The organism is Flavimobilis rhizosphaerae, assembly GCF_014852685.1.
Lineage (GTDB): Bacteria > Actinomycetota > Actinomycetes > Actinomycetales > Cellulomonadaceae > Flavimobilis > Flavimobilis rhizosphaerae.
This window is the reverse complement of record NZ_JACZDF010000007.1, coordinates 80,796-106,480: the sequence shown is the minus strand read 5'-3', so window position 1 is coordinate 106,480 and position 25,685 is coordinate 80,796. Positions and strand designations below refer to the sequence as shown.

Below are 25,685 nucleotides of genomic sequence, written 5' to 3'. Positions count from 1 at the left end.
GTCGCCGGCACGTCCTAGGCTGGAGCCATGCTAGATCTGCGCATCGCGCTCGCCCAGGCCGACACGTGCGTCGGTGACCTCGAGGGCAACGCCCGCCTCGTCCTCGACGCGGTCGCCGCCGCCGCGGCCGACGGCGCACGCCTCGTCGCCCTGCCCGAGATGACGCTCACCGGCTACCCCGTCGAGGACCTCGCGCTGCGCGCCGCGTTCCGCGACGACGCCGGGACCGCGGTCGACGTGCTCGCGCGCGACCTCGCCGAGGCCGGGCACGGCGACGTCACGGTCATCGTCGGCACCCTTGGCACGACGACGACGCCCGACGGGCCCCGGCCCACGAACCGGGCCGTCGCGCTCCGCGACGGCCGCGTCGTCGCGACGTACGACAAGCGCCACCTGCCGACGTACGGCGTCTTCGACGAGGCCCGGATCTTCGCCGCGGGCACGACGACGACCGTGCTCGACGTCGACGGACACCGCGTCGGCCTGCTCGTCTGCGAGGACCTGTGGCGGGCGGACGGCCCCGTCGCCGAGCTCGCGGACGCTCACCTCGACCTCGTCGTCGTCGTCAACGGCTCCCCGTACGAGGAGGGCAAGGACCTCGAGCGGCTCGCGCACGCACGCCGCGTCGCTGCGACCCTCGGTGCACCCGTCGCCTACGTCAACCAGGTCGGAGGCCAGGACGACCTCGTCCTCGAGGGCGGCAGCTTCGTCCTCGACGTCGCGGGCGAGGTCGTCGCCCGCTCGCCGCAGTTCACGCCCGACCTCCTCGTCCACGACGTGCCGACACGCGGCGGCGCGCTGCGCCGCGGACGCGTCGCTCCTCCGCTCCACCCCGACGAGGAGGTCTACCGCGCCTGCGTCGCCGGCCTCTCCGGCTACATCCGTAAGAACGGCTTCCGCTCGGTCGTCCTCGGTCTCTCGGGCGGCATCGACTCCGCGCTCGTCGCCGTCATGGCGGCCGACGCGATCGGGGGCGAGAACGTCGTCGGGGTCTCCATGCCGTCGGCCTACTCCTCGCAGCACTCGAAGGACGACGCGGCCGACCTTGCGCAGCGGATCGGTGCCGACTACCGCGTCCAGCCGATCGGCGGAACCGTCGACGCGTTCATGCGCGACCTGCCGCTCGACGGCGTCGCCGCCGAGAACCTCCAGGCGCGCGTCCGCGGCACGATCCTCATGTCCCTCTCGAACGCGGAGGGCCACCTCACGCTCGCGACGGGCAACAAGTCCGAGCTCGCCGTCGGCTACTCGACGATCTACGGCGACGCCGTCGGCGGCTACGCCCCGATCAAGGACGTCCTCAAGTCCCGCGTGTGGGCGCTCGCCCGCTGGCGCGACGACCATGCGCTCGACCACGGTGAGATCCCCCCGATCCCCGAGTCGTCCATCACGAAGCCGCCGTCGGCCGAGCTGCGCCCCGGGCAGGTCGACCAGGACTCCCTGCCGCCGTATGACCGCCTCGACGCTGTCCTCGAGGACTACGTGGGCCGCAACCTCGGCCACGACGCCCTCGCCGCCGCCGGGCACGACCCCGCGACGATCGCCCTCGTCCTGCGGCTCGTCGACCGCGCCGAGTGGAAGCGCCGACAGTACCCGCCGGGACCCAAGATCAGCGCGGTCGCGTTCGGCCGCGACCGTCGCCTGCCGGTGACCAGCCGGCGGCGCGAGACCCCACCGACCCCTGACGTGGCCCCCACCCCGAGCACCACGACCCCGAACCTGGAGCAGCCATGAGCGACCCCACTCCCACGCCCGGCATGACGACACCGCCCCGCCGGGTACGCGTCCACCATCTGAGGGAGGCCAAGGAGCACGGGCGCCGGCTCACGATGCTCACCGCGTACGACCTGCCCACCGCGCGCATCTTCGACGACGCGGGCGTCGACATGCTCCTCGTCGGCGACTCCATGGCCGACAACATGCTCGGCCACGAGAACACGCTGCCCGTGACGCTCGAGGAGATGATCCCGGCCGCGCGCGCCGTGGCACGCGGCGCACGCCGCGCGCTCGTCGTCGCGGACCTCCCCTTCGGCACGTACGAAGCATCGCCCGAGCAGGCTCACGCGAGCGCCGTCCGCATGATGAAGGAGGCGGGCGTCCACGCCGTGAAGATCGAGGGCGGACGCCGCATCACCGACCAGGTGCGGCTCCTCACGCAGTCCGGCATCCCGGTCGTCGGCCACCTCGGCTTCACCCCGCAGTCCGAGAACGTCCTCGGCGGCAAGCGCATCCAGGGGCGCGGCGACGCGGCCGAGCAGCTGAAATCCGACGCGCTGGCGCTCCAGGAAGCCGGCGCGATCGCCGTGGTCCTCGAGATGGTGCCCGCTCCCGTCGCGCGCGACGTCACCGAGATCCTCCACGTCCCGACGATTGGCATCGGCGCCGGGGCCGACTGCGACGGCCAGGTCCTCGTGTGGCTCGACATGGCTGGCATGGGTGAGTGGTCGCCGCGCTTCGCCAAGCAGTTCGGGCAGGTCGGTGCGGCGCTCTCGCAGGCCGCGAAAGACTACGTCGCCGAGGTCACAGGAGGAACGTTCCCCGGGCCCGAGCACACGTACACGAGCTGACCTCACAATCGAGCGCCCGGCCCCGCGCGTGCGGGGCCGGGCGCTCAACCGTGGTCTAGCCCCCGTCAGAAGACGAGGAACGCGCTCGACCGGAGCCAGAACCCGTGCCCGGTCGCGTCGTTGCGACAGGCGACACCCTCGGCCGAGGACGCGCACGAGAACCCTCCCGCACGCGTCGACTCGCCGTAGCGCAGGACCGTGCCGCCGCCGAGAGCCGACCAGCCCTCGAGGCACCCGGGCGACCCCGGGCCCGAGCCGACGGTGACGAGGCCGCCCCAGCGCCCCATGCACGCACCCGCAGGGTCCGTGCCGAAGTCGGCGTCCGCGATCTCGCACCGTGCGCCGTCCCCCCCGATCGCGCACGCGATGTTGCCCGACGGAAGCATGAACTGCTGGACGCTGCGCGACGCAGACTCACCGACGAGCAGGTTCGCGGGCACGCCCACCGCGAGCTCGTCGCGCGCCGCCGCCGCGTCGACGCTCGAGCGTGCGCCACCGTTGGCGACGTATGCGGCGAGCGGCCCGGAGACGACCGCGGGCAGCCCGAGCGCACCGACGACGGCCGACGCGTGCGCCGAGCCGCAACGTTCCGCGAAGACCTCGACCGGCTGGCCGACGGCACCGTCGAGCACACCTCGGTCGATCCACGTCGCGGCCTCGCCGAGCCCACTGATCGCTGCGAGGAGCGCGGCCGTGTCGGCGGCGGCGTCCTCGCACGTGCTGCTCCCGAGCGCCCCCGTGACCGCTGCCGCCGCAATCTCGAGCGCGGTGCCCGACGCCTCCGTCGGCTCGTCGCCCGGCGCGGGACGCCCCGCGGCGTCATCACGCGAGACCGCGGTGACGGCCGGCCCGTCAGGGACGCTCGGCACGGTCGCACCGGCAGTGGCCGCAGCGTCGGGACGGCCCGTGAGCATCGACGCGGCCGCGATCGCGCACACGAGGACGACGAGCGCCGTGACCGCCGCCACCACGACCGTGAGCGGGCTCGCGGTGCGCGCGTCACTCATCGTCGTCGTCCCACTCGTCGCGCTCCGCCTCGTCCGCGGCGTCCCACGCCTCCGTGCGGGCGCGGGCGCTCTCGAGCGCCGCAGCAGCGGCCTCGCGCGTCGGGTACGGACCCATGAGGTGCTGAGCGGCGTGCTGCCGCCCGTGCTCGACCTCACCCGTCGTGAGGTTGTAGAAGAACGCGACGTCGTCGTCGGGCCCGTGCCCCATCGTGACCTCTTCGTCAGTGGCGCGCCTGCGCCGTGGATCAGCGCCGGCGGTCGCCGGGCTGCGCCCCTTGCGGGGCACAGGTTACTCCCTCCGCGCGTTCCCGCGCGCGGGAAGCCGCCCACCGTGTCGGCAGGGCCCGTCCGCGCGTCGGCGCACGTAGAATCACCTGCATGACGACACCCCGACGTTCCCGCGACCCGCTCGAACCCGGGGCCGTCAGCCCCCGCCGCGCCGTCCCCGCCTCGATCGCCCGGCCCGAGTACGTCGACCGTCCCGCGCCGCGACCCTTCACGGGGTCCGAGATCAAGACGCCCGAGACGATCGAACGCATCCGCGTCGCCGCGCGCCTCGCCGCTCAGGCGCTCGAGGTCGCAGGCGCAGCAGTGGCACCGGGCGTGACGACCGACGAGATCGACCGTGTGGGCCACGAGTTCCTCTGCGACCACGGCGCCTACCCGTCGACGCTGGGGTACCGCAGCTACCCCAAGTCGCTGTGCACCTCCGTCAACGAGGTCATCTGCCACGGCATCCCCGACTCGACCGTGCTCGTCGAGGGCGACATCGTCAACATCGACATCACCGCGTACATCGACGGCGTCCACGGCGACAACAACGCGACGTTCGCGGTCGGCGAGATCAGCGAGGACGACGCGCTGCTCGTCGAGCGCACCCGCGAGGCCATGATGCGCGGCATCAAGGCCGTCCGCCCAGGCCGCGAGGTCAACGTCATCGGCCGCGTCATCGAGAAGTACGCCGCACGCTTCGGCTACGGCGTCGTGCGGGACTTCACCGGCCACGGCGTCGGCGAGTCCTTCCACTCGGGACTCATCATCCCGCACTACGACTCGGCGCCCGCGTACGCGGACGTCATCGAGCCCGGCATGGTCTTCACGATCGAGCCGATGCTCACCCTCGGCACCCACGAATGGGTGCAGTGGGAGGACGGCTGGACAGTCCTCACGAAGGACGGCTCGCGCACCGCGCAGTTCGAGCACACCGTCCTCGTCACCGAGACCGGGACGGAGATCCTCACGCTGCCATGAGCCACCTCGACACCACCCCCCAGATCGCCTTCGGCATCGACATCGGCGGATCAGGCATCAAGGGCGCCCCCGTCGACCTCACGACGGGCGAGTTCACCGCGGACCGCGTCCGCATCCCCACCCCCGGCGTGTCGACCCCGGCCGCCGTCGCGGCCGTCGTCCGCGAGCTCGTCGACGGGTTCGACCTGCCGTCCGGGACACCCGTCGGAGTCGCGTTCCCCGGGCCGATCCACCACGGGCGCATCACGTTCATCGCGAACCTCGACGAGTCGTGGACGGGCGTCCACCTCTCCGACGTCCTCTCCGACGCGCTCGGCCGGCCCGTGCACGCCGTCAACGACGCGGACGCGGCCGGCTACGGCGAGGCACTCTTCGGGGCAGCCCGCGGGGTAGCCGGCACGATCATCGTCACGACGCTCGGCACCGGCATCGGCTCGGCGATCATCGTCGACGGGACGCTCGTGCCGAACACCGAGCTCGGTCACCTCGAGATCGACGGATTCGACGCCGAGTCGCGCGCCGCGGAGTCGGCGCGCGAGCGCGAGGACCTCTCCTACCCCCAGTGGGCCGAACGCCTCCAGCGGTACTACTCGACGCTCGAGATGCTCTTCTCCCCCGACCTCCTCGTCGTGGGCGGCGGCATCTCCAAGCACCACGAACGCTTCCTGCCGCTCCTCGACCTCACGGCGCCCATCGTCCCGGCGACGCTGCGCAACCGTGCCGGGATCGTCGGCGCTGCGGCCCTCGCGGGCGGTGCTCGCCTCTGACGGGCTCAACCCGTCCAGGCGCTGGAGTGGTCAGCTGACGAGGCGGGTGAGCTCGCTCACCTCGCTCGCGCTCGGCTCAATCCCGAACCGGTCGTCGAGGCCGATCATCCGTAGGACGTCGATGACGATCTCCGACGGTTCGACGAGGGTCACGGGGAAGCCTTCGTCGGCACCGATCGCCTGAACCTGCACGAGGAACGCGATCCCCGAGGAGTCGATGAACGTCACCTCGGCCGTCTCGATCTCGACCGGCACGGCTGCCGTGACGACCGCGGCAAGCGCCCGGCTCGCCTCGTCGCGCCGTGCCCCGTCGATCTCACCGCGGAGGACGAGCCTCGCGCGGTCGTCGTCGACACGGATCTCGATGGTGCCGTGGTGCTCGTCGTCGAACCCCGTGGATGTCATGGCCACCTCCTGCTCCGTGGTCGACACTGCCACACGCAACCGACTCGAGCAAGAACACGCCTTGACCGTTACATGACTCTCACGCGTCGGGCAGGCGCCGGAGCGGCACGGGGGTTCTCACCGCTCGGTGTCGGGCCCGTCCGGCGCCGCCACCTGAGCGGCGTGCGCCGTCGGTGACTCGACGACGGCCTGATGGAGCGACGACACCTGGCGTGCGAGTCGACGTGCACGGCCGGTCCGAGCGGTTCGCCCCGATGATGCCCCGGCGGAGCGTGCCCGAACAGTGCGCGCTCATGAGGTGGAGCAGACGAGCCGGCCTGTACGCCGGGTTCTGTGCCTGCCGAGGTCGCCCTCGTGCAGGTGACGGCCATCCATCTAGGCCGTGCGTCACCGCACGGCTCGAGCGACCTACCCGGATGCTCGGGCGAGCAACCCTCGAACACATCCTGTCTGGTCTTGCTCCGGGTGGGGTTTACCGAGCCGCACCGGTCACCCGGCACGCTGGTGGTCTCTTACACCACCGTTTCACCCTTACCCGTCCGAGGACGGGCGGTCTGTTCTCTGTGGCACTGTCCCGCGGGTCACCCCGGGTGGGCGTTACCCACCACCCTGCTCTATGGAGCCCGGACGTTCCTCGGGACGCCCGAAGGCGTCACGCGGCCGCCCGGCCGGCTCGTCTGCAGGCCCCACACTACCCCGCTCCGGGCGGTCCTCCGCACCGACTACGCTGGTTCGCGTGATCGTCCTGCTGCCGCCCTCCGAGGGCAAGTCCGCCCCGACGACCGGCTCCCCCGTCGACCTCGACGCCCTCACCCTCCCCGACCTCACCGCCGAGCGGCGCAAGGTCCTCGAGGCCCTCGCCACGGTCTCCGCGCTCCCGGACGCCCTCGAGGTCCTCGGTGTCGGTGCAAGCCTCGCGGGCGAGGTCGCACGCAACGTCGACCTCGAGATCGCACCCACCGCACCAGCGGCGCGCGTCTACACAGGCGTCCTCTACGCGGCGGCAGACCTCGGCGGCACGCTCACGGACGCGCGGGCCGCAGCGCGTCTCCGCTCCGTCCTCACGGTGTCCGCCCTCTGGGGCGTCGTCACCCCGACCGACGCGATCCCCGCCTACCGTCTCTCGATGGGCACCGACCTTCCGGGCGTCGGCCCGCTCGCGCGCTTCTGGCGCGATCCGCTGCGCTGCCTCGACGAACGCGCCGCGGGCGACGTCGTCGTCGACTGCCGCTCGGCGGCCTACGCGGCGGCCTACCGGCCGCGCGGCGCCGAGCACGTCACCGTCAAGGTCCTCCGCGAGCTCGACGGGCGCCGCTCGGTCGTCTCGCACAACGCCAAGCACACGCGCGGCCTGCTCACCGGTCACCTGCTGCGCCGCGCGGGTGAGCCGCCGACGACCGCGGCCGGGCTGCTCGAGGCCGCGACCGAGATGGTCGGCGGCGCGCTGCGCGAGGCGACGCTCCATGCGGGGCGTGGGGGCGCGTCGACGCTCGAGCTCGTCGTCTAACGCCACGGCGACCTCACCTGGCCCGGTCCCGGGCCTCAGCCTGGGACGACGCCGCTGGCGACGAGCTCCCCGACACCGTCCGCCCAACGTCGCACGATGACGACGCCGCCGGGCGGGATCCGCACGCGACTGATCGACGACGCGGGCAACCCGAGCACCGACGCGACGACGGACCGCACGACGATCGTGTGGCCGACGAGCACCGCCGCCCGCCCCTCACGACCCGGGACGAGACGCGCAAGAAGCGCGTCGACCCGCTCCGCGACCTCAGCGGGCGACTCCCCGTCGGGCGCGGCGAGCGTCCCCTCGGCGTGCCAGGTGCGGACGGCGCCCGGCACGAGCGCGTCGATCTGCTCGCCCGTGAGGCCGTCCCACGCACCGAGGTCGACCTCGCGCAGGTCGGGCTCGGTCGCGACGTGGAGCCCGAGCCGCCTCCCGATGGCGGCCGCGGTCTCCTGGGTGCGGACCGTCGGCGACGCGAGGATCTCGCTGACGCGTGGCAGGTCGGCCCACCGGTCGCGACCGATGCGCGCCACGAGGTCGGCCGCCCGCGCGGCGTCGATCCTCCCGCCGGACGACAGGCCCGGACCGGGCTGGGTCCCACCCGTCCAGAGGCCGGCCTCGGTCCCTGCGGTGCGGCCGTGCCGGACGACGACGAACGTTGCGGGCTCGCCCGTCGACGCACCCCGGCGCATGCCGCCGGAGGCCGCGTGCTGCGACGGGGTCGACGCGGGCACAGGCTGGTGCGGACCGGGCACGGTCAGAACGCGTCCTCGCCGCGCACGAGCAGCCGGCCCGTGTCCTCGCAGTAGACGAGCTCGTCGGGGCCGAGAGCCTTGATGCGCGAGAGCTCGACGGGGCTCACCGGCATGCCCGACGCCTCCGACCGGCCATGACGCAGCGCGGCGACCGCGACGCCGCCGAGGCGGGCGCGCAGCTTCTCGTACGTCGTCACGAGAGTCGTGTCGAGCCCGTCGACCGTGGTCGCACGCTGGGCCGCGACGTCACGGGCTTCCCCGTCGAGCTCGGCGTACGCGGCGTCGCGCTCGGCGACGACGCCCTCACGTGCCGCAACGAGCTCGTTGTGCGCCTGCTCGACGCCCGCGAGGGCGGTCTCGTGGGCCTCGAGGCGCTCCATGACGTCGAGCTCGATCTCCTCGAGCACCTCCTGACGCTTCGCGAGTGACTCGTTCTCGCTGAGGAGCGCTGCCGCGTCCTTCGCCGAGACAGCACCGGAGTCGAGCCGCTTCTGGTTGCGCTCGGCGCGCTCACGCACCTGCGTGACGTCGTCCTCCGCCTTGGTGAGCTCACGACGCAGGTCTGCGACCGCAGTGCGCGACGCGACGAGCGACGCGTGAAGGTCGGCAAGCTGACCGTCGAGCTCTGCGATCCGCGCGAGCGTCGGGTGGTGCGACCGCTTGTGCGCGATCTGGTCGAGTCGCGTGTCGAGCGCCTGGACGTCGAGCAGCCGAGCCTGGTCCGCGGCGGGAGCGGTCGCCATGAGGTTCTCCTCGGGTCGGAGTGGTGGCGCGGGCCAGGAGGCCTGCGCCGGTGCGTGCTGGGGTCCACGCTATCGGGTCCGGCCCCCACCTCGGACCGCTGCGCACGGGAGGGTGCCGCTGGGGAACTAGGGGTGCCCCGGGGACGCGACGCGCGCGGTCCACGGGTCGGTGCGCAGCTCGCTCACGCGCACCTCGACGTCGTGCCCCTGCGCGGCGAGCGCTGCCGCGAGCCGGGCCGCGACGACCCGCAGCCACGGCGACTCGCTCGCCCAGTGGGCGGTGTCGACGACGAAGGGCCGCCCGTCGCCGAGGAGCGCTCGCTCGCGCTGCTCGGAGACCGGGTGGTGCTTGAGGTCGGAGGACACGTAGACGTCGGCCCCCGCCGCGGCAGCCTCCGCGAAACGTGTGTCGTCCGAGCCCGGCAGCACCGCGATCGTCCGCACCTCGGCGTCGAGGTCGCCCGCGACACGCAGCCCCTGCGGCGTCGCCGGAAGGACAGCGGCCGCATGCGCCGCGAACGCGCGCAGCGTGGCGGGAGAGGGCAGCTCGCCCATCCGGCCGGCGCCGGTCGCGCCGCCCGGTGAGTCAGGGACGACGGGCCGGACGCCCGTGAGCCCGAGCAGGCCCGCAAGCGCCTCCGCGACGCCGCCGTCGGCGACGTCCGCGTTCGTGTGCGACGCGAGGAGCGCGCACCCGCCACGCACGAGCCGATGGACGATCGCGCCCTTGGGGTCGTCGGCCGTCACGGCGTGCACGCCGCGCAGCAGGAGCGGATGGTGCGTGAGCACGAGGTCCGCGTCCCACGCGAGCGCCTCGTCGACGACCGCCGCGACCGGGTCGAGCGCGACGAGGATCCGCCGCACCGGCTCCGCGGGGTCCCCCGCGACGAGCCCGACGGCGTCCCACCCCTCGGCGGTCGCAGGCGGGTACCAGGAGTGGACGAGGTCGACGACCTCGCCGAGGGTCGGCTGCGACATGCTTCTCAGTCCCTTCCCGCAGGAGCGGATGCGCGGCCTCGGAAGTCGTCCATCGACCCGTAGACCTTGAAAACCCTGTCCGCGACGACGTCCCACGCGGCGAGCGGCAGCAGCCCGCGCACCGTTTTCCCGAGCCCAACCGTCCACGGGGTGAGCCGCTGCGCGCGCCCCGCGAGCATCGCGCGCCACGCACGGTCGACCGCGACCTCGGGCGTCATGAGCGGCGTGAGCAACGGACTCTTCGCGCCCTCGAACATACCGGTCGAGATGTAGGACGGGCAGAACGTCGTCACGCGCACATGCCCGTTGCCCGTGCGCTCGAGCTCGAGCCGCAGCGAGTCGGACCAGCCGAGCAGCGCCCACTTCGAGGCCGCGTACACGCTCATCCGCGGGTTCGCGAGGGTCGCCGCGGCCGACGCGACGTTGAGGATCCGACGATCGGCACCGTCGGCGAGCATCGCGGGCAGGAGGGTGCGCACGAGCACCATGGGCCCGACCGCGTTGATCGCCATCGTGCCGACGACGTCACGATCGACGTCGTGCTCCCAGAACAGCGCACCCCGCACGACGCCGGCGTTGTTGATGACGACGTGAGGCGCCCCGCGCTCCGCGAGGTGCGTCTCCGCGGCCGCCACGACAGCGGACACGTCGCCCATGTCGACGAGGGTCGTCGACACGTGCGCGCCCGGGGCGGACGCCGCGAGCTCGGCGGCCGTCGACGCGAGCCGTCCCGCATCGCGGTCCCACAGGTCGACGTGCGCGGCGCCCTCGCGCAGCGCCCGCTCGGCGTAGAGGCGGCCCATGCCGAGGGCGCCACCCGTGACGAGCACCGACGTGCCCGTGAGGTCGAGTCTCATGGCGACATCCTCCCCCACCGTCGAGCGCCGTGCGGCCAGGCACGACGGCACGAACGACGACGCCCGGCCCGACGCACCGCGGGGTGCGCCGGACCGGGCGTCGGTGGAACGTTAGCCGAGGACGACCTCGACCTTGACGACCGAGCCAGCCGGAGCGGCCGGGATCGCTGCCGTCGGGTCCAGGTCGACACCGTCGACCGTGATCGAGGCGACGCCCGAGCTCACGTGGTTCGGGTTCGTCACGACGATCTCGTACGTCGCGTCGCGCCACTGACGCGTCACCTCGAAGCCGTCCCAGTCCTTCGGGATCGACGGGGAGACGACGAGGCCGTCGAGCGTGAGGCGCACACCGAGGATGTACTTCGTGGCCGCCGTGTACATCCAGCCGGCCGTCCCCGTGAGCCACGGGTTCTGGGCCTTGCCGAACCACTCGTGGTCGCGGCCGTAGATGAACTGGACGTAGGCGTACGGCTCGGCGCCACGGACCTCGATGTTCTCGTTCTGGTTGTACGGGAGGATCGCGTCGTAGAGCGCAACCGCCTCGTCACCGCGCCCGAGCAGCGCCTCGGCGATGATCGGCCAGGCGTTCGGGTGCGAGAAGATCGCCGCGTTCTCCTTGATGCCCGGGTAGACGCGCGTGACGAAGCCGACCGTGTCGTCGACCTTCGTGAACGCGGGCCAGTTGAGGTGCGAGCCGTACTCGGAGCCGAGGAGCTTCGTCACGGAGTTCATCGACGTGATGCCGCGCTCCTGGGAGGTGATGCCGGCGATGACGGGCCACGCCTGGTGCTCGAGGAAGATCTTGCCCTCCTCGTTCTCCTTCGAGCCGATCTTCACGCCGTCGCGCGTGTAGCCGCGGATCCACCACTCGCCGTCCCACAGCTGGGTGTCGGCAACCTTGGCGATGCGCTCGCGCTCGGCCTCGAAGCGCTCGACGTCGGCCGTGCGCCCGAGCGGGCGGGCGATCTCGAGGAACGCGCCGATGGCCCACGCGTGGAGGAACGTCACGAGCGACGTCTCGCCGCCGCCGAGGTTGAGGCAGTCGTTCCAGTCGGCGCGCAGGCCGAGGGCGACGCCGTTCGCGCCGATCTGCTTCGACGAGAAGTCGAGCGCCGCAACGAGATGCTCGTACACGGTGGCCTCGGGCCCGTCCGCGAAGGGGATGACGCGGTCGAGGAACGCGAGGTCGCCCGTCTCCTTGACGTACTCGACGACCGACGGCACGAGCCACAGGTGGTCGTCCGAGCACGTGTCCTCGAGGCCGTGGATGAGGTCGGCCGCATTGCCGCGCGGGACGATCGTCGGCGACGGGACGTCGGGGAGCGGCTCGGCGTCCGGGTTGAACGCCTCCGGGTCGAAGAGGTGGAGCCCGTAGCCCGAGGACACCTGCGCGCGGAGCAGCTCGACGATGCGCTGGAGCGTCTTCGTCGGGTTGGAGTGGATGACGCTCATGACGTCCTGCGCCGTGTCGCGGTAGCCGAGCCCGGCACGCCCGCCGACCTCGACGAACGACGCGAAGCGCGACCACTGCACGCACGTCTCCGCCTGGAGCAGCGTCCAGGAGTTGATCATCGTGTTCATGCCCTCGTGGGGCGTACGGATCTGCAGCTTGTCCTGCTTGGCGCGCCAGAAGGCCCGCAAGCGGGCACGCTCGGCGTCGACGTTCGCGGGGATCGAGTACTTGGCCTTCATGGCGCGGCCGGCCACGTCGCGCGAGCCGTAGCCGAGCATGAAGACGAGTCGCTTGCTCTCGCCTGGCGCGAGCGTGACCTTGTGGAGCAGCGCGCCGCAGTGGTTCTGCGTCGTCGCGCTCGTGTTCGACCCCTCACCCCGCTCGATGGCGATGGGGTTCGCCTCGTCACGGTACGGGCCGATGAAGTTCTCGCGCAGCGAGTCGTACGAGCTGGGCTCCTCCGACGACGCGAAGAAGTGATAGGTCCACGGCTCGTAGTAGAAGTCGTACTCGATGATGCCGTCCTCGTAGGACGTGCCCGACGAGTACAGCGACATCTGGAGGTTCTGGTTGTCGATCGTGATCGTGTGGAACGAGAACTCCACGTACGAGCCGACCGTGAGCGTCCGCTCGACATCGGACGCGTTCGTCACGGTCGTGTCCCAGATCTCGACGTCGTCGTCGACGGGGATGAAGATCGTCTGCGACGCATCGATCCCCTTGTACGACGCCTCGAACGTCGAGTAGCCGAGCCCGTGCCGCGTCGTGTAGCTGGCTGCGCCTTCGCCCTCGAGCGGCTTGCCGACCGGCTGCCACGAGACGGACCAGAAGTCACCGTCAGCGTCGTCCCGGAGGTAGACGTAGTGACCGGGGCGGTCGAGGGGCACGCTGTTCGGACGGAAGCGTGTGATGCGACCCTGCTGCGAGCTCTTGTAGTACGAGTAGCCCCCGCCGTTGTGCGAGAGCACCGTGCAGAGGTTCTTCGAGCCGAGGTAGTTGGTCCAGGAGACCGGGACGTCCGGGCGCTCGATCACGTATTCGTCGACGGCAGTGTCGAAGTGGCCGTACTTCATCGTGGGTGATGGTCCTTCGTGAGGGGTGGTCTGTGGTCAGTGGTGGGACGTGCCGGTCAGGCGGTGACGAAACCCTTGAGCCAGTCCATGAGCTCGGTGGCCTTCTCGGGGGTGTCCGCCTCGACGAACATCCGCAGGACGGGCTCGGTCCCCGAGAACCGCAGGAGTGCCCAGTTGTCGTTCTCGAGGAGGATCTTCGTGCCGTCGGTGTGGTCGATCCCGACGACGGGGTACGCGCCGACGTGCGTGAGGGGCGCGGCTGCGAGGCGGCGCGGGACGGCGATGCGCATGTCCGGGGTTGCGGGAACGCCCGCTTCCTCGGTGTGGAGGCGTCCCGTGATCTCGTAGATCATCTCGCGCAGCTCGGAGATGCGCTTGCCCGTGCGGGCGAGCATCTCGGCGACGAGAGCGCACGCGAAGATGCCGTCCTTGCCGAGGATCCAGCCGCGGATGGTGAGGCCGCCCGAGGACTCGCCGCCGAGGACGGCGCCGATCTCCTCCATGCCCGCGATGACGTGCTTGAAGCCGACCTTGCACTCGAACGACTTCTCGCCGAAGTGCGCGGCGAGGCGGTCGAGCAGGTGGGTCGTCGCGATGTTCCGGACGACGCCGCCCTTCTCTCCGCGGACCTCGTGGAGGTACCAGTAGAGGAGCAGCAGGAGGTCGTTCGTCGAGATGTACTCGCCGGTCTCGTCGACGATGCCGATGCGGTCGGAGTCGCCGTCGGTCGCCATGCCGAGGTCGTAGCGACCGTCGCCGTTCTTGATCATCTGGATGAGCGCCGAAAGCCGCTCGAGGTCCGGGGCGGGGGCGACACCGCCGAAGAGCGGGTTGTGGGTCGCGTGGATGAACTCGGCGCGCACGCGCATGTCGGTGAGGATCGTGCCGAGCGTCAGCTGCGACGTGCCGTACATGGGGTCGACGACGACGCGCAGGCCCGAGCCGCGGACGGCGTCGATGTCGATGATCTCCTCGATCGCGTCGACGTACGGCTCCGTGAGGGTGCGGTCGACGACGACGCCGGCCCTGCGGGCGAGGTCGAGGTCGAGGGTGATGACCTCGGCGGCGCGCAACGCATTGGCCTCGTCCTGGAAGCGGTCGGTCTCGTCATCGAGCGGCAGGGAGCCGTCCGCGCGGAAGACCTTCATGCCGTTCCACTCGGGCGGGTTGTGCGAGCTCGTGATGATGATGCCGTACGCGGCGCCGAGGTAGGGCGCGGCGAATGTCACGAGCGGGGTGGGGACGTCGTCCGGCAGGAGGGTCACGGGGATGTTGTTGCCGGCGAAGACCTCCGCGGCGGCCTCGGCCGACTCGCGCGAGAGGAAGCGGCGGTCGCCGCCGATGACGACGCCGAGGTGGTCGATGCCCTTGCGGGTCGCCTCGTTCGCGATGGCCTGGCAGAGCTTGCGGACGTTGCCGAGCGTGTAGCCCTCGCCGATGACCGCGCGCCAGCCGCCCGTACCGAAGACGATGTGTGTGTCGGTGTTCTTGCGTGGCATGAAGAGGCGGCGCAGGACGATGTCGGCGGCAGCGTCGAGCTCGTCGCGGGAGTTGATGCCCTGGACCTCGTCCGTGTCGACGATCTTGTAGGTGACGACCTTGGCTCCGTCGTCGATGAGGCGTCGGACGGCGACCGTGAGGCGGTGCTCCCCCGCGCCGGCGAGCGCGTCGACCTCGGCGAGGATCGTCGAGGGGGCGGCCGCGTAGGCACCGACGTTGATCTCGAGGGCGTCGTCGGTCGACGGGGTGAGGTCGGAGCGCTCGACGATGCCGGTGATCTGGCCGGAGGCGTCGCGCGTGACGCGCCCGTACGGCAGCGGCTTCTCGACGACGGCCGTGAGGAGCGCGAGGTCGGCCCCGAGCAGGTCGTGGCGGTTGAGCAGGCCGCGGAGCGACTCGGGGCGCAGGAGCGGGGTGTCGGCGTAGGCGACGAGGAGCGCCGAGGTGTCGGCGGGGATCGCAGCCCGCGCGCACGTGAGCGCGTGGCCGGTGCCGAGGGGGGCGTCCTGCTCGACGTAGGTGAGGTCGTCGCCGAGGAGTGCGCGGATCTCGGTGTCGCCCTGGGCGACGACGACGACGATGCGGTCGGCGGGGAGCACTGCGCGCACGTTGGCGAGGGCCAGTTCGACGACGGTCGCGTCGCCGAGCGTGCTCGTGAGGAGCGCACGGGACTCGTCGTCGGCACCCGCAGCGAGGACGACGGCTGAGGCACCGCCGGACGGCGCCGCGTTCGGGTTGGGCTTGTGCATCGTTGGTCTCGCTTCCCGTGCTCGGCCTGGGACATCAGAAATGTCAGCGACCTTCGGCGGCCGACGGCCGGTCTTTGTTAGGAAGCCTAACAGTCTTTGTCGTCGGAGCACAGACCTGCTGCGCGACACGCGGCACCAGGATCGCGCAGACCGGTAGCGTGACCTACCGAACCTTCCCCGAGCACGGACGGACTCCCCATGACCAGCCCCCTGCGCATCGCGATCGTCGGCCACGGCAACCTCGGCCGCGGCGTCGAGGCCGCGCTCCTCAAGACCGCCGACGCCGAGCTCGTCGGCATCTACACACGGCGCGACCCCGCCGCAGTCACCCCCGTCACCCCCGGCGCGAGAGTCCGGCCTCTCGACGCGCTCGAGAGCGACGCCGACGGCATCGACGTCGCGATCTGCTGCGGCGGTTCCCGCAGCGACCTGCCCGAGCAGACGCCCGCGATCGCGCGCTTCCTGCCCGTCGTCGACTCGTTCGACACGCACGCGCGCATCCCCGAGCACTTCGAGCGCGTCGACGCCGCGGCGCGCGCGGGCGGCAACGTCGCGCTGATCTCGGCGGGGTGGGACCCGGGGCTCTTCTCGATCAACCGCCTCTACGGCGAGGCGCTCCTGCCCGATGGCGACACCTACACGTTCTGGGGCCGCGGCCTCTCGCAGGGCCACTCCGACGCGATCCGGCGCGTGCCGGGCGTCGCGGCCGGCGTCCAGTACACGCACCCCGTGCCGGCCGCCGTCGACGCCGTGCGCTCGGGTGCGCGCCCGACGCTCACGACGCGCGAGAAGCACACGCGCGAGTGCTTCGTCGTCCTCGAGCCGGGCGCGGACGGCGCCGCCGTGCGCGAGGCGATCGTCACGATGCCCGACTACTTCGCCGACTACGACACGACCGTGACGTTCGTCGACGCCGACGAGCTCGCCCGCAACCACGCCGGCATGCCCCACGGCGGCTTCGTCATCCGCGCCGCCGAGACCTCCGCGGGGACGCGCCAGGTCGTCGAGTACTCGCTCCGGCTCGAGTCGAACCCCGAGCTCACCGCGGCCGTCCTCGTCGCCTCGGCGCGCGCGGTCGCGCGGCTCCAGGCGCGCGGCGAGACGGGCGCGGTGACGCTCCTCGACGTGCCGCCCGCGCTGCTCTCGCCGCGCTCGGCCGCCGACCTCCGGCGCGACCTGCTCTGAGTCCAGCCCTTCCGGCGGAGACGCACGGCGGCCCCTCTGTCGAGGGGCCGCCGTGGATCTGTCGGGCCGGGTCTGCGAGCGCCACGCTGACACCGTGGACGTCGCCCCGGCGCGGCGCACGCGCGCCGCGGGCGTCACGCTCGACTCAGCCGCGCACCTTGGCGAGCAGCTCGGGGTTCGACGGCTCGACGAGGTGCGAACCGTCATCGAAGACGATGACGGGGATGTTCTGACGCCCGGCGATCTCGATCGCGCGCTCGCGCGCGGCCTCGTCGGCCTCGACGTCGACGTACGTGTACGCGACGCCCTCGCGGTCGAGCAGCGCCTTGGCGCGCGTGCAGTCGCCGCACCAGTCGGCGCCGTACATGGTGATGGTCCCGGCCATGGGGTCCTCCTCCGGTCTCAGGTGCGCACCCGTGCGGGCACGCGTTTCCCTCCACGGTACGTCGGCCGACGCGTCAGCCGTGCCGATGGGTCTCCTGGGCGGCGTGCTCGGCCGTCTCGATCTGGAACGTCGAGTGCTCGAGCGCGACGGGGAAGTGCGTCGCGACGCACTCGGCGAGGCGCTGGAGGATCTCCGGCGCGTGGCCGGTCCGGAAGCACTCGTCGTCGACGACGACGTGCGCCGAGATGACGGGCAGCCCGGTCGCGACGGTCGACGCATGGAGGTCGTGGACGTCGACGACATGGTCGACACCGAGCATGTGTTCTCGCACCTCGCCGAGGTCGAGGCCGCGCGGGGTCTGCTCGAGGAGGATGCCGCCGGCCTCGCGGAGGATCGTCACGGCGCGTGGCACGATGAGCGCCGCGATGAGCAGGCCCGCGAGAGCGTCCGCCTGGAGCCAGCCCGTCGTGCGGATGACGATCGCGGCGACGATGACGCCCACGGAGCCGAGCGCGTCGTTGACGACCTCGAGGAACGCGGCGCGCATGTTGAGGTTCGCGTCGCGGCCCGACGCGAGCACCGCGATCGCGACGATGTTGCCGACGAGCCCGACGACGCCGAAGACGAGGAGCTCGGTTGGTGCGATCTCGGGCGGCGTCCAGAGGCGTCGGACGCCCTCGACGGCCGCGTAGACGCCGACCGCAAGGAGCACCGCCGCCTGCGTGAGCGCGGCGAGGACCTCGACGCGCCGGAAGCCCCAGGTGAGCCGCTCGGTGGGAGGGCGCGCCATGAGCGTCGCGGCGACGAGCGCGACCGCGAGCCCGCCGGCGTCCGTGAGCATGTGGGCGGTGTCGGTGAGGAGCGCGAGGCTGCCCGTGAGGAGAGCCCCGACGGCCTGGGCGACGAGGATCGTCGCCGTGACCCCGAGGGCGATCGCGATGCGGCGGCGGTGCCCGGGCGCCGCGGGGTCGCCCACGTGGCTGTGGTCGTGCCCGTGGCTCATGTCAGCTCGCCTCCGGTCGCACGAGGTGGCTGCACAGGCTCACGCGTGCACCCGTCGCGCCGAGGAGGTCCTCGGTCGCCCGGAGGAGTGCGGCGAGGGGTGCGGGTGCGGCGAGGCTGAGGACCGTCGAGCGGCCCTCGGGCCGGGCCGCGACGAGCCCGCACTCCTTGAGGCACGCGAGGTGCGCGCTCACGGTCGACTGCGCGAGGCCGAGGTGCTCGACGAGGTCGCGCACGCGGTGCTCGCCCGTCGCGAGGTGCTGGAGGATCGCGAGGCGGGTGGGGTCGGAGAGCGCGTCGAAGAGGTGGGCGTACGTGGCCGTCGCCGCGGCATCGACCTCCACGCCCGCGAGATTCATCGTCATGCAGCGATCCTATCGGCGCGCGACGATGAATGCCAGTGCGTCAGTGCCGCTTTCTCGTCAGGCCCCGGCTCACGACCTTCGCGAGCTCGACGACGAGCAGCACACCCACCGACACCGCCACCGCGACACCCCAGTGCGCCGCACCGATCGACGCCGACGAGAACCACACGTGCATGAACGGCGCATAGACGAACACCATCTGAAGCACGAGCAGCGCCCCCGCCGAGAGCCACAGCACCCGGTTGCCCCGGAGCACGGCCAGCGTGAGGCTCGACCGGTCGAGGAACCGACAGCTGAAGAGGTACGCGAGCTGCGCGAGCGCGAGCGTCGTCACGGCCGTCGTCCGCGCGACCGCGAGCGGCTCCCCCGCCCGCTCGAGCCACATGAACACACCGAGCGCCGCAGCACCGATCGCGAGCGACGCGACGACGATCTTGTTGACCGCCGCAGCATCGAGGATCCCGCTCCGCGAGTCGCGCGGAGGCCGTCGCATGATGCCCGGCTCCGCCTGCTCGTACGCGAGCGCGAGCGACAGCGTCACCGCCGTGATCATGTTGATCCACAGCACCTGGACCGGCAGCAGCGGCATCGTGAGCCCCGCGAGCACCGCGACGAGCACGACGAGCGACTGCGCGCCGTTGGTCGGCAGGAGGAACAGCACGGACTTGCGGATGTTGTCGTAGATCCGTCGTCCCTCCTCGACCGCGCGCTCGATCGTCGCGAAGTTGTCGTCCGCGAGCACGACCTCCGCGGCGTCCTTCGTCACCTCGGTGCCCTTGATACCCATCGCCACACCCACGTCCGCCTGCGTGAGCGCGGGCGCGTCGTTGACGCCGTCACCCGTCATCGCGACGATCTCGCCGTGCGACTGGAGCGCCGCGACGATGCGGATCTTGTGCTCGGGGCTCGTGCGCGCGTAGACGTCGACGTCCCGCACGACCTTGCGGAGCTCGGACGTCGTCAGCTCCTCGAGCTCGGCGCCCGTGAGCACCCGCGCACCCGGCCGAGCGATCCCCATCTCCTGCGCGATCGCGAACGCCGTGCCCGCGTGGTCGCCCGTGATCATCTTCACGCCGATCCCCGCCGCGTGACACTCCGCGATCGCCTCGATCGCCTCGGGCCGGGGCGGGTCGACGATCCCGACGAGCCCGCACAGCTCGAGCCCGTCCGCGACATCGTCCGCGGCGACCGTCGTCGCCCCCGGCTCCGCAGGCTTGCGCGCCGCAGCGAGCACACGCAGACCGCGCGACCCGAGCTCGTCGATCCGCTCGAGCCACAGGTCGCGGTCGAGCGGCTCCCGGCCGCCCGTCGCCGACGTCTGCGCCGAGCAGCGCTCGAGCACACGGTCAGGAGCGCCCTTGATGTGGATGACCGTCGACTCCTCCCCGCGCCGGTCGAGGGTCGCCATGTACTTTGTCGCCGACTCGAACGGCAGCACAGCGAGCCGCTCCCACTCCCCCGACGCCGCGCCAGCCTTGAGCCCGAGCACCGCGAGAGCGCCCTCGGTCGGCTCGCCGACGAGGCCCCAGCGGCCGTCGTCGCCCTGCTCGACGCGCGCGTCGTTGCACAGCGCCATGACGTCCGTGAGCGCGTCGAACGCCACGTGCTCACCGCGCACCACCTCGGCGTCACCGGCCGTGAGCCGGCCCTCGGGCGCGTAGCCGAGCCCCTCGACGTCGACCGTGAGGTCCGCCGTGAGCACGGTGCGCGCCGTCATCTCGTTGCGCGTGAGCGTCCCCGTCTTGTCCGAGCAGATCGTCGTCACCGACCCGAGCGTCTCGACCGCCGGCAGCTTGCGCGTGATCGCGCGGCGCCGCGCCATCTGCTGCACCCCGAGCGCGAGCGTGATCGTCACGAGCGCCGGCAGGCCCTCCGGAACCGCAGCGACCGCGAAACCGATCCCCGCCGAGAGCAGCTCGTCGACCGGCTGATCGTGGACGAGCCTCCCGACGAGCACCATGAACGCGCCGAGCCCCAGGATCGCCACCGCGATGACCTTGCCGAAACGGTCGAGCTGGCGCGTGAGGGGCGTCTTGACGTCCGTCACCTCGGACATCATCGTCTGGATCCGACCGATCTCGGTGTGCTGGCCCGTCGCGACGACGACCCCCGACCCCTGACCGGCCGCGACGAGCGTGCTCGAGAACATCATGCTCGTCCGGTCGCCCACGCCCGCGTCGGGCTCGACCGCGCCCGGATGCTTCTCCGCGGGCACCGACTCGCCCGTGAGCGCCGACTCCTCGATGCGGAGGTTCGTCGCGTCGAGCACCCGCACGTCGGCCGGCACGCGGTCACCCGCCCGCACGCGCACGATGTCACCCGGCACGAGGTCGTCCGCGTCGATCTTCGACCACTGCCCGCCGCGCAGTGCCTCCGCGTGCGTCGAGAGCATCGTGCGCAACGACGCGAGCGCCGACTCCGCCTTGCCCTCCTGGACGAAGCCAATGCCCGCGTTGATGACCGCCACGGCAAGGACCACCGCGAAGTCGACCCAGTCACCGACGACCGCCTTGAGGACCGCCGCGACGAGGAGGACGTAGATGAGCACGTCGTCGAAGTGGACGAGGATCCTCTTCCACAGCGGGTCACGCTCGGGCGGGGGCAGACGGTTCGCTCCGTGCTGCGCGAGCAGCCGTGCCGCGTCGTCGGCCGTGAGTCCGTCCGGGCCCGTGCCGAGCTCCGCGAGGACCTGCCCCGTGGACTGCGCCCACGGGACGTGCCCGGCACGCTCCCCCGGCGACCCGTCGGGGAGCGCAGCGCCGGGCTGCGACGGGTCCGGCTGCGCGTGCGCTGACTGCGTGGCGTCGTCCATGGTGTCCATCGTCACCCGAGCACGGGCCGACCGCCACGTCCTTGGGTCCCATCGACGCACGTCGCACGCCTCTCGGACACCCCGCGACGCAGGCGGGGCGGTTCCACGGGCCGACCGTCCCGGCGGGGCGGGCCCCCGGGGTCGTACCCTTCCGGGGTGAAGATCCTCTCCATCCAGTCCTCCGTCGCGTACGGCCACGTCGGCAACTCCGCGGCGGTGTTCCCGCTGCAGCGCATCGGCGTCGAGGTCATGCCCGTCCACACCGTGAACTTCTCCAACCACACGGGCTACGGCGCGTGGCGCGGACCGCTCATCGACCCGGCCGACGTCCGCGACGTCGTCACGGGCATCGAGGAGCGCGGCGCGTTCGCCGACACCGACGCGATCCTCTCGGGCTACCAGGGCGGCGAAGGCATCGCCGACGTCATCCTCGACGCGGTCGCCCGCGTCAAGGCCGCCAACCCGGCCGCGCTCTACGCGTGCGACCCCGTCATGGGCAACGCGAAGAGCGGCTGCTTCGTCGCCCCCGCGATCCCCGTGCTGCTGCGCGACCGCGTCGTGCCCGCGGCGGACATCATCACGCCCAACCAGTTCGAGCTCGGGTTCCTCACCGGCACGGAGCCCGACACGCTCGCCTCGACGCTCGAGTCGGCCGACCTCGCGCGCGCGATGGGCCCGTCGGTCGTCCTCGTGACGAGCGTCGAGCGTCCCGACCGGGAGCCCGGCACGATCGAGATGCTCGCCGTCACGCCCGAGGGTGCGTGGCTCGTGACGACCCCGTACCTGCCGCTCAAGGCCAACGGCTCGGGCGACGTCACGGCAGCGCTCTTCACCGCGTACTACGTGCGCACACGCAACGCCGCCGAGGCGCTCGCCCGCACGACGTCGTCGGTGTTCGACCTGCTCCGCACGACGCACGAGTCCGGACGCCGCGAGCTCGAGCTCGTCGCCGCGCAGGAGTTCTACGCGCACCCGCAGCTGCAGTTCGAGGTCCGCCAGGTGCGCTGAACCCCACCGGGTCCCACCGTGAGGGGCCGTGCACGCAGATGGCGTGCACGGCCCCTCACGGTCGTCGGGTTCCCGGTCCTGGCGGGCCTCAGCCGGTGATGGCCTTCCCGATGATCTCTTCGATCGCGTCGGTGTCGATCGGCTCGCCCCAGTCCTCGTAGATCACCTCGGAGACCGCCGTGCCGTCCGTCGTGACGATCTTGGCGGTCGGACCCGGGACCTCCGTGTAGTAGGTGACCTCGGTCGCGAAGCCCTTGACGAGCTCGATCGGGGTCGCGGACACGATGCGCCACAGCGAGCGCGCTGTGCCACCCGCGACCTCGACCTCCTCCCGCCCCTCGACGACCCACTCGGACGAGAGCCCGAGGATGTTGTTGTAGAAGTCGGGCTGGAACATCCGACGCGATTGGTCCGTCATGTCGGCCACCCACATCGCTTCGCTGTCGCCGTTGGGATCTGCCTTGACCACCTTGCCGCCGACGCGCATCCACGCGTCCGTCGGGGTGATGACGATGAGCGAGTCACCGCCCGTGACCATCCCGTACGTGCCGTCGTCGGCATGAAGCCACTGGTAGTGCCCAGGCTCGGAGTCAGCCGTCACCTTGATGGTGCGTGTGCCCGTGCGGGCAGCCCGCGCGAAGTCCTCGAGACACTGCGCGAAGTCTGCGGCGGCGATGCGGGCGCCCTCGACCATCGCGATCGATGAACAGCTTGCGGGCATCACCGGCCCCGCAGGTACGTCCTGCGTCGGCCCAGAGCCCTCCGGGAGAGACACGCCTCCCTCGGCCGCGGTGCTCGCGGCGACCGTCGACGAGGCGCTCACGCCTTCCGCGGCCGGGCCCGCCGCGCAACCGCCGACAAGCGCAACCACGAGGGCAGGCAGTGCGACGGCACGCACGAGGACCGACCGGGTCGGCCCAGGGGCGAGGCACTTCAGGAGCGAGTTCATGTCGGACATGCGCGCGATGTTAGGTGGGCCTGCTCACGCCCGCGACCTGAGAGGGACCCCGTCTCAGGCGAGCGCCTCCGCGAGCAGCTCGATGCTGCGGACCCGCGCCGCGAGGTCCGGCACCTGGTGGGCGACGATGAGCTCGTCCGCGCCCGTGCGCTCGACGAGCGCCCCGAGGTGGTCGCGGACGTCCGCGACCGTCCCGACCGCGCTCACCGACATCATGTGGTGGATGCGCTCGCCGTGCGGGCCGTCGAGGATCGACTCGACGTCCGCGTCGGAGAGTTCGACGCCCGGCCTCAGCACGAAACGCCTCACCCGCTCCCGCAGGACGGCGCGGAACGTGCGCGCCGCGTCGTCCGCGTCGTCGGCGGCGACGACGTTCGCCGCGACGATCGCGTACGGCTCGGGGCACGACGCCGACGGGCGGAAGTCCTGCCGGTAGGTGGCGAGCGCCGCTTCGAGCGCGTCGGGCGCGAAGTGTGACGCGAACGCGTACGGCAGCCCGAGCTGAGCGGCAAGCTTCGCGCCGAAGAGCGAGGACCCGAGGATGTAGAGCGGCACGTTCGTGCCGCGGCCCGGGTACGCGTTGACAGCCTCGGCGGGCAGCCCGTCACCGAGGTACGACGCGAGCTCGACGACGTCCGTCGGGAACCGCTCGGAGTCCTCCGGCCGACGCCGCAGGGCCGCAAGCATCGCGAGATCACCCCCCGGCGCACGCCCGAGCCCCAGGTCGATCCGGCCCGGGTAGAGCTCGGCGAGCGTGCCGAACTGCTCGGCGATCGCGAGCGGCGAATGGTTCGGCAGCATGACGCCACCCGCCCCGACCCGGATCGACGAGGTGTGCGCCGCGACGTGCCCGACGAGCACGGACGTCGCAGACGACGCGACGCCGCGCATGTTGTGGTGCTCCGCGTACCAGACGCGGTGGTAGCCGGCCGCCTCGGCCGCGCGAGCGGCAGGGACGATGTCCAGGAGAGCCTCGCGCACCGTCCGACCCGGGGCGGACGTCGCAAGGTCGAGCATCGAGAAGAGCGTCATGCGAGGTCAACCCCGACGAGGGCCGCGATGTTCCTCACGCCCGCCCGCGCGGCCCGCGCCGAGCGTCGAAATCGTCGTCGGTGAGCTCCCGCACGACGCGCGCCGGGTTGCCCACCGCGAGCACGCCCGCGGGCAGGTCGCGCGTGACGACCGAACCCGCCCCGACGACGGTGTTCTCGCCGATCGTCACGCCCGGGCACACGACGACCCCGCCGCCGAGCCACACGTTGTCGCCGATCGTGATGGGCAGCGCGCTCTCGAGCTAGTCGCGGCGCGGCGTCGGCTGCAGCGGGTGGACGGGCGTGAGCAGCTGGACGTTCGGGCGACGAGCACGTCGTCACCGAGACGGATCGGGGCGACGTCGAGCGCGACGAGGTTGTAGTTGACGAACGTCCGCGCCTCGACGTGGACGTTGACGCCCAGGTCGACGACGAACGGCGCGCGGATGCGCGACTCCGCACCGAGCGAGCCGAGCAACCCCGCGAGAACCGCGCGTGCCGCGGCCGGGTCCGTGCGGCTCAGCTCCGCGTAATGGTGGATCGCCTCGGAAGCCTGCGCGACCGCCTCGCCGATCCGTGGATCATCAGCGACTTAGAAGTCACCGGCCATCATCCGCTCGTAGCTGCTGCGCTCGTCACCTGCGAAGTAGTCCATCCCACGAACGTAGCGGCCGCGGAGCACGTCACGGGACTTGGGTGGGCCCGGAGGGACTCGAACCCCCGACGTCCACGGTGTAAGCGTGGCGCCTGGGGTGCGTCTGCGCAGGTCAGCGCCACGAGACCTGGCTTTGTGTGCTCTCTGTGTGGTGACGCTGCTCGCCGATGTACGCGCTCATCCGCGCCGACACCGTCTCGAGCTCCTGCTCGAACAGTCCCGCGTACACGTCCAGGGTGATCGCGGCGGATGCGCCGTCGTGCTCCTGCACCGACCAGACGCCGTCGACAACGAGTCCTCACGCGCGGGCGAGATCGACTTCATCATCGCGAAGCAACGCAACGGCGGGACGGGAACCGTGACGCTGGCGCATCAGATGCACTACTCGCGGATCGTCGACATGGCCGCCTGAATCCGTGTCACGGAATCCGATTCCGTGACACGTAATACCCCCCACCTCACACTCCCGGAGTGGCACGCACCCCCGACGGATCAACCCCGCGAACGATATTCATCCACGTCCGCCTCACCGAAGACGGACGTCGCATGGTCGACCTCGCACGCGGCCCCGTCCCCGTGTCCACGTACATCCGCAGGCTCATCGCCGCTGACTGCGAGAGTCGCCGCATCGTCCTCGAGGAGAAGCCATGAACGACACCTGCCCTGACC

The 25,685-nt window shown here is 71.8% G+C and carries 24 protein-coding genes, 1 tRNA gene and 1 other RNA gene; 8 read left to right on the top strand and 18 right to left on the bottom strand.

Features of this window, described 5'->3' with window-relative positions:
* Positions 1-27: 27 nt before the first annotated feature.
* Together IGS67_RS12045 and panB are read left to right on the top strand one after the other, a co-directional pair.
* Complete coding sequence (locus tag IGS67_RS12045) at positions 28-1,734, top strand: NAD+ synthase (protein WP_192281383.1); 1,707 nt, start codon at positions 28-30, stop codon at positions 1,732-1,734.
* A complete protein-coding gene (gene panB / locus IGS67_RS12040; RefSeq protein ID WP_407925826.1) occupies positions 1,731-2,567 on the top strand; it encodes a 3-methyl-2-oxobutanoate hydroxymethyltransferase in 837 nt (278 codons plus the stop codon). The genes IGS67_RS12045 and panB overlap by 4 nt, the downstream gene beginning before the upstream one ends.
* 65 nt (positions 2,568-2,632) lie before the next feature.
* Here the strand turns inward: panB and IGS67_RS12035 are convergent, their stop codons facing one another.
* Both IGS67_RS12035 and IGS67_RS12030 read right to left on the bottom strand, forming a co-directional pair.
* Positions 2,633-3,574, bottom strand: coding sequence for a hypothetical protein (locus tag IGS67_RS12035; protein ID WP_192281380.1), 942 nt, complete (start codon positions 3,572-3,574; stop codon positions 2,633-2,635).
* Positions 3,567-3,782: an SPOR domain-containing protein gene (locus tag IGS67_RS12030; RefSeq protein WP_192281377.1), complete on the bottom strand. Its 216-nt coding sequence runs from the start codon at positions 3,780-3,782 to the stop codon at positions 3,567-3,569. Before IGS67_RS12030 ends, IGS67_RS12035 begins: the two co-directional genes overlap by 8 nt.
* Before the next feature lie 170 nt (positions 3,783-3,952).
* On the opposite strand from IGS67_RS12030, the gene map reads away from it, so the two are divergent.
* Together map and ppgK are read left to right on the top strand one after the other, a co-directional pair.
* Positions 3,953-4,825 carry a type I methionyl aminopeptidase gene (map, locus tag IGS67_RS12025; protein ID WP_192281375.1) on the top strand — a complete coding sequence of 291 codons (873 nt, stop codon included), beginning with the start codon at positions 3,953-3,955 and terminating at the stop codon, positions 4,823-4,825.
* Positions 4,822-5,592: a polyphosphate--glucose phosphotransferase gene (gene ppgK / locus IGS67_RS12020; protein ID WP_192281373.1), complete on the top strand. Its 771-nt coding sequence runs from the start codon at positions 4,822-4,824 to the stop codon at positions 5,590-5,592. The genes map and ppgK overlap by 4 nt, the downstream gene beginning before the upstream one ends.
* Positions 5,593-5,622: 30 nt before the next feature.
* On the opposite strand, the gene IGS67_RS12015 is transcribed toward ppgK, so the two are convergent.
* Positions 5,623-5,997, bottom strand: a complete 375-nt coding sequence (locus IGS67_RS12015; protein ID WP_192281371.1) for an STAS domain-containing protein — start codon at positions 5,995-5,997, stop codon at positions 5,623-5,625.
* A 304-nt stretch (positions 5,998-6,301) separates the two neighbouring features.
* An RNA gene (gene rnpB, locus IGS67_RS12010) (RNase P RNA component class A) lies at positions 6,302-6,673 on the bottom strand.
* Between the two features lie 60 nt (positions 6,674-6,733).
* Between rnpB and IGS67_RS12005 the strand changes: the two genes are divergently transcribed.
* Positions 6,734-7,504, top strand: a complete 771-nt coding sequence (locus IGS67_RS12005) for a YaaA family protein (RefSeq protein WP_192281369.1) — start codon at positions 6,734-6,736, stop codon at positions 7,502-7,504.
* Positions 7,505-7,539: 35 nt separating this feature from the next.
* On the opposite strand, the gene IGS67_RS12000 is transcribed toward IGS67_RS12005, so the two are convergent.
* The 6 genes from IGS67_RS12000 to IGS67_RS11975 all read right to left on the bottom strand — a co-directional run bounded on the left by IGS67_RS12000 (position 7,540) and on the right by IGS67_RS11975 (position 15,615).
* Positions 7,540-8,262 carry a histidine phosphatase family protein gene (locus IGS67_RS12000; protein ID WP_328742602.1) on the bottom strand — a complete coding sequence of 241 codons (723 nt, stop codon included), beginning with the start codon at positions 8,260-8,262 and terminating at the stop codon, positions 7,540-7,542.
* A 2-nt stretch (positions 8,263-8,264) separates the two neighbouring features.
* Complete coding sequence (locus IGS67_RS11995) at positions 8,265-9,005, bottom strand: zinc ribbon domain-containing protein (RefSeq protein ID WP_192281367.1); 741 nt, start codon at positions 9,003-9,005, stop codon at positions 8,265-8,267.
* A 126-nt stretch (positions 9,006-9,131) separates the two neighbouring features.
* Entirely contained in the window at positions 9,132-9,983 is an 852-nt protein-coding gene (locus tag IGS67_RS11990; RefSeq protein WP_192281365.1) for a Nif3-like dinuclear metal center hexameric protein, read from the bottom strand.
* A gap of 5 nt (positions 9,984-9,988) precedes the next feature.
* Entirely contained in the window at positions 9,989-10,840 is an 852-nt protein-coding gene (locus tag IGS67_RS11985) for an SDR family NAD(P)-dependent oxidoreductase (protein WP_192281363.1), read from the bottom strand.
* A 111-nt stretch (positions 10,841-10,951) separates the two neighbouring features.
* On the bottom strand, positions 10,952-13,366 hold the full coding sequence (locus IGS67_RS11980) for a GH36-type glycosyl hydrolase domain-containing protein (RefSeq protein WP_192281360.1): 2,415 nt from the start codon (positions 13,364-13,366) through the stop codon (positions 10,952-10,954).
* A gap of 56 nt (positions 13,367-13,422) precedes the next feature.
* Positions 13,423-15,615 (bottom strand): NTP transferase domain-containing protein, encoded by a 2,193-nt coding sequence (locus tag IGS67_RS11975; RefSeq protein ID WP_192281357.1) that lies wholly within the window; start codon positions 15,613-15,615, stop codon positions 13,423-13,425.
* Between the two features lie 198 nt (positions 15,616-15,813).
* On the opposite strand from IGS67_RS11975, the gene IGS67_RS11970 reads away from it, so the two are divergent.
* A complete protein-coding gene (locus IGS67_RS11970; protein ID WP_192281354.1) occupies positions 15,814-16,800 on the top strand; it encodes a diaminopimelate dehydrogenase in 987 nt (328 codons plus the stop codon).
* 145 nt (positions 16,801-16,945) lie between these two features.
* Here IGS67_RS11970 and IGS67_RS11965 read toward each other — a convergent pair whose 3' ends face one another.
* The 4 genes from IGS67_RS11965 to IGS67_RS11950 all read right to left on the bottom strand — a co-directional run bounded on the left by IGS67_RS11965 (position 16,946) and on the right by IGS67_RS11950 (position 21,364).
* Complete coding sequence (locus tag IGS67_RS11965; RefSeq protein ID WP_102508335.1) at positions 16,946-17,185, bottom strand: glutaredoxin family protein; 240 nt, start codon at positions 17,183-17,185, stop codon at positions 16,946-16,948.
* Positions 17,186-17,258: 73 nt separating this feature from the next.
* Positions 17,259-18,188, bottom strand: coding sequence for a cation diffusion facilitator family transporter (locus tag IGS67_RS11960; protein ID WP_192281351.1), 930 nt, complete (start codon positions 18,186-18,188; stop codon positions 17,259-17,261).
* Position 18,189: 1 nt separating this feature from the next.
* Positions 18,190-18,552 (bottom strand): ArsR/SmtB family transcription factor, encoded by a 363-nt coding sequence (locus tag IGS67_RS11955; protein WP_192281348.1) that lies wholly within the window; start codon positions 18,550-18,552, stop codon positions 18,190-18,192.
* Between the two features lie 40 nt (positions 18,553-18,592).
* The gene (locus IGS67_RS11950) at positions 18,593-21,364 is read right to left on the bottom strand and encodes a cation-translocating P-type ATPase (protein ID WP_192281346.1); all 2,772 of its coding nucleotides are present in this window, start codon (positions 21,362-21,364) and stop codon (positions 18,593-18,595) included.
* Between the two features lie 156 nt (positions 21,365-21,520).
* Between IGS67_RS11950 and pdxY the strand changes: the two genes are divergently transcribed.
* Positions 21,521-22,372, top strand: coding sequence for a pyridoxal kinase PdxY (gene pdxY / locus IGS67_RS11945; protein ID WP_192281344.1), 852 nt, complete (start codon positions 21,521-21,523; stop codon positions 22,370-22,372).
* 88 nt (positions 22,373-22,460) lie between these two features.
* Here the strand turns inward: pdxY and IGS67_RS11940 are convergent, their stop codons facing one another.
* The 4 genes from IGS67_RS11940 to IGS67_RS11925 all read right to left on the bottom strand — a co-directional run bounded on the left by IGS67_RS11940 (position 22,461) and on the right by IGS67_RS11925 (position 25,144).
* On the bottom strand, positions 22,461-23,330 hold the full coding sequence (locus tag IGS67_RS11940) for a hypothetical protein (RefSeq protein ID WP_192281342.1): 870 nt from the start codon (positions 23,328-23,330) through the stop codon (positions 22,461-22,463).
* Between the two features lie 54 nt (positions 23,331-23,384).
* The gene (locus IGS67_RS11935; RefSeq protein ID WP_192281340.1) at positions 23,385-24,362 is read right to left on the bottom strand and encodes an LLM class flavin-dependent oxidoreductase; all 978 of its coding nucleotides are present in this window, start codon (positions 24,360-24,362) and stop codon (positions 23,385-23,387) included.
* Between the two features lie 34 nt (positions 24,363-24,396).
* Positions 24,397-24,588, bottom strand: a complete 192-nt coding sequence (locus IGS67_RS11930) for a hypothetical protein (protein WP_328742593.1) — start codon at positions 24,586-24,588, stop codon at positions 24,397-24,399.
* A gap of 470 nt (positions 24,589-25,058) precedes the next feature.
* Positions 25,059-25,144: transfer RNA gene (locus tag IGS67_RS11925), tRNA-Val, on the bottom strand.
* Positions 25,145-25,164: 20 nt separating this feature from the next.
* Here IGS67_RS11925 and IGS67_RS14525 point away from each other — a divergent pair.
* A complete protein-coding gene (locus IGS67_RS14525; protein ID WP_407925825.1) occupies positions 25,165-25,428 on the top strand; it encodes a DnaB-like helicase C-terminal domain-containing protein in 264 nt (87 codons plus the stop codon).
* Positions 25,429-25,685 lie beyond the last annotated feature (257 nt).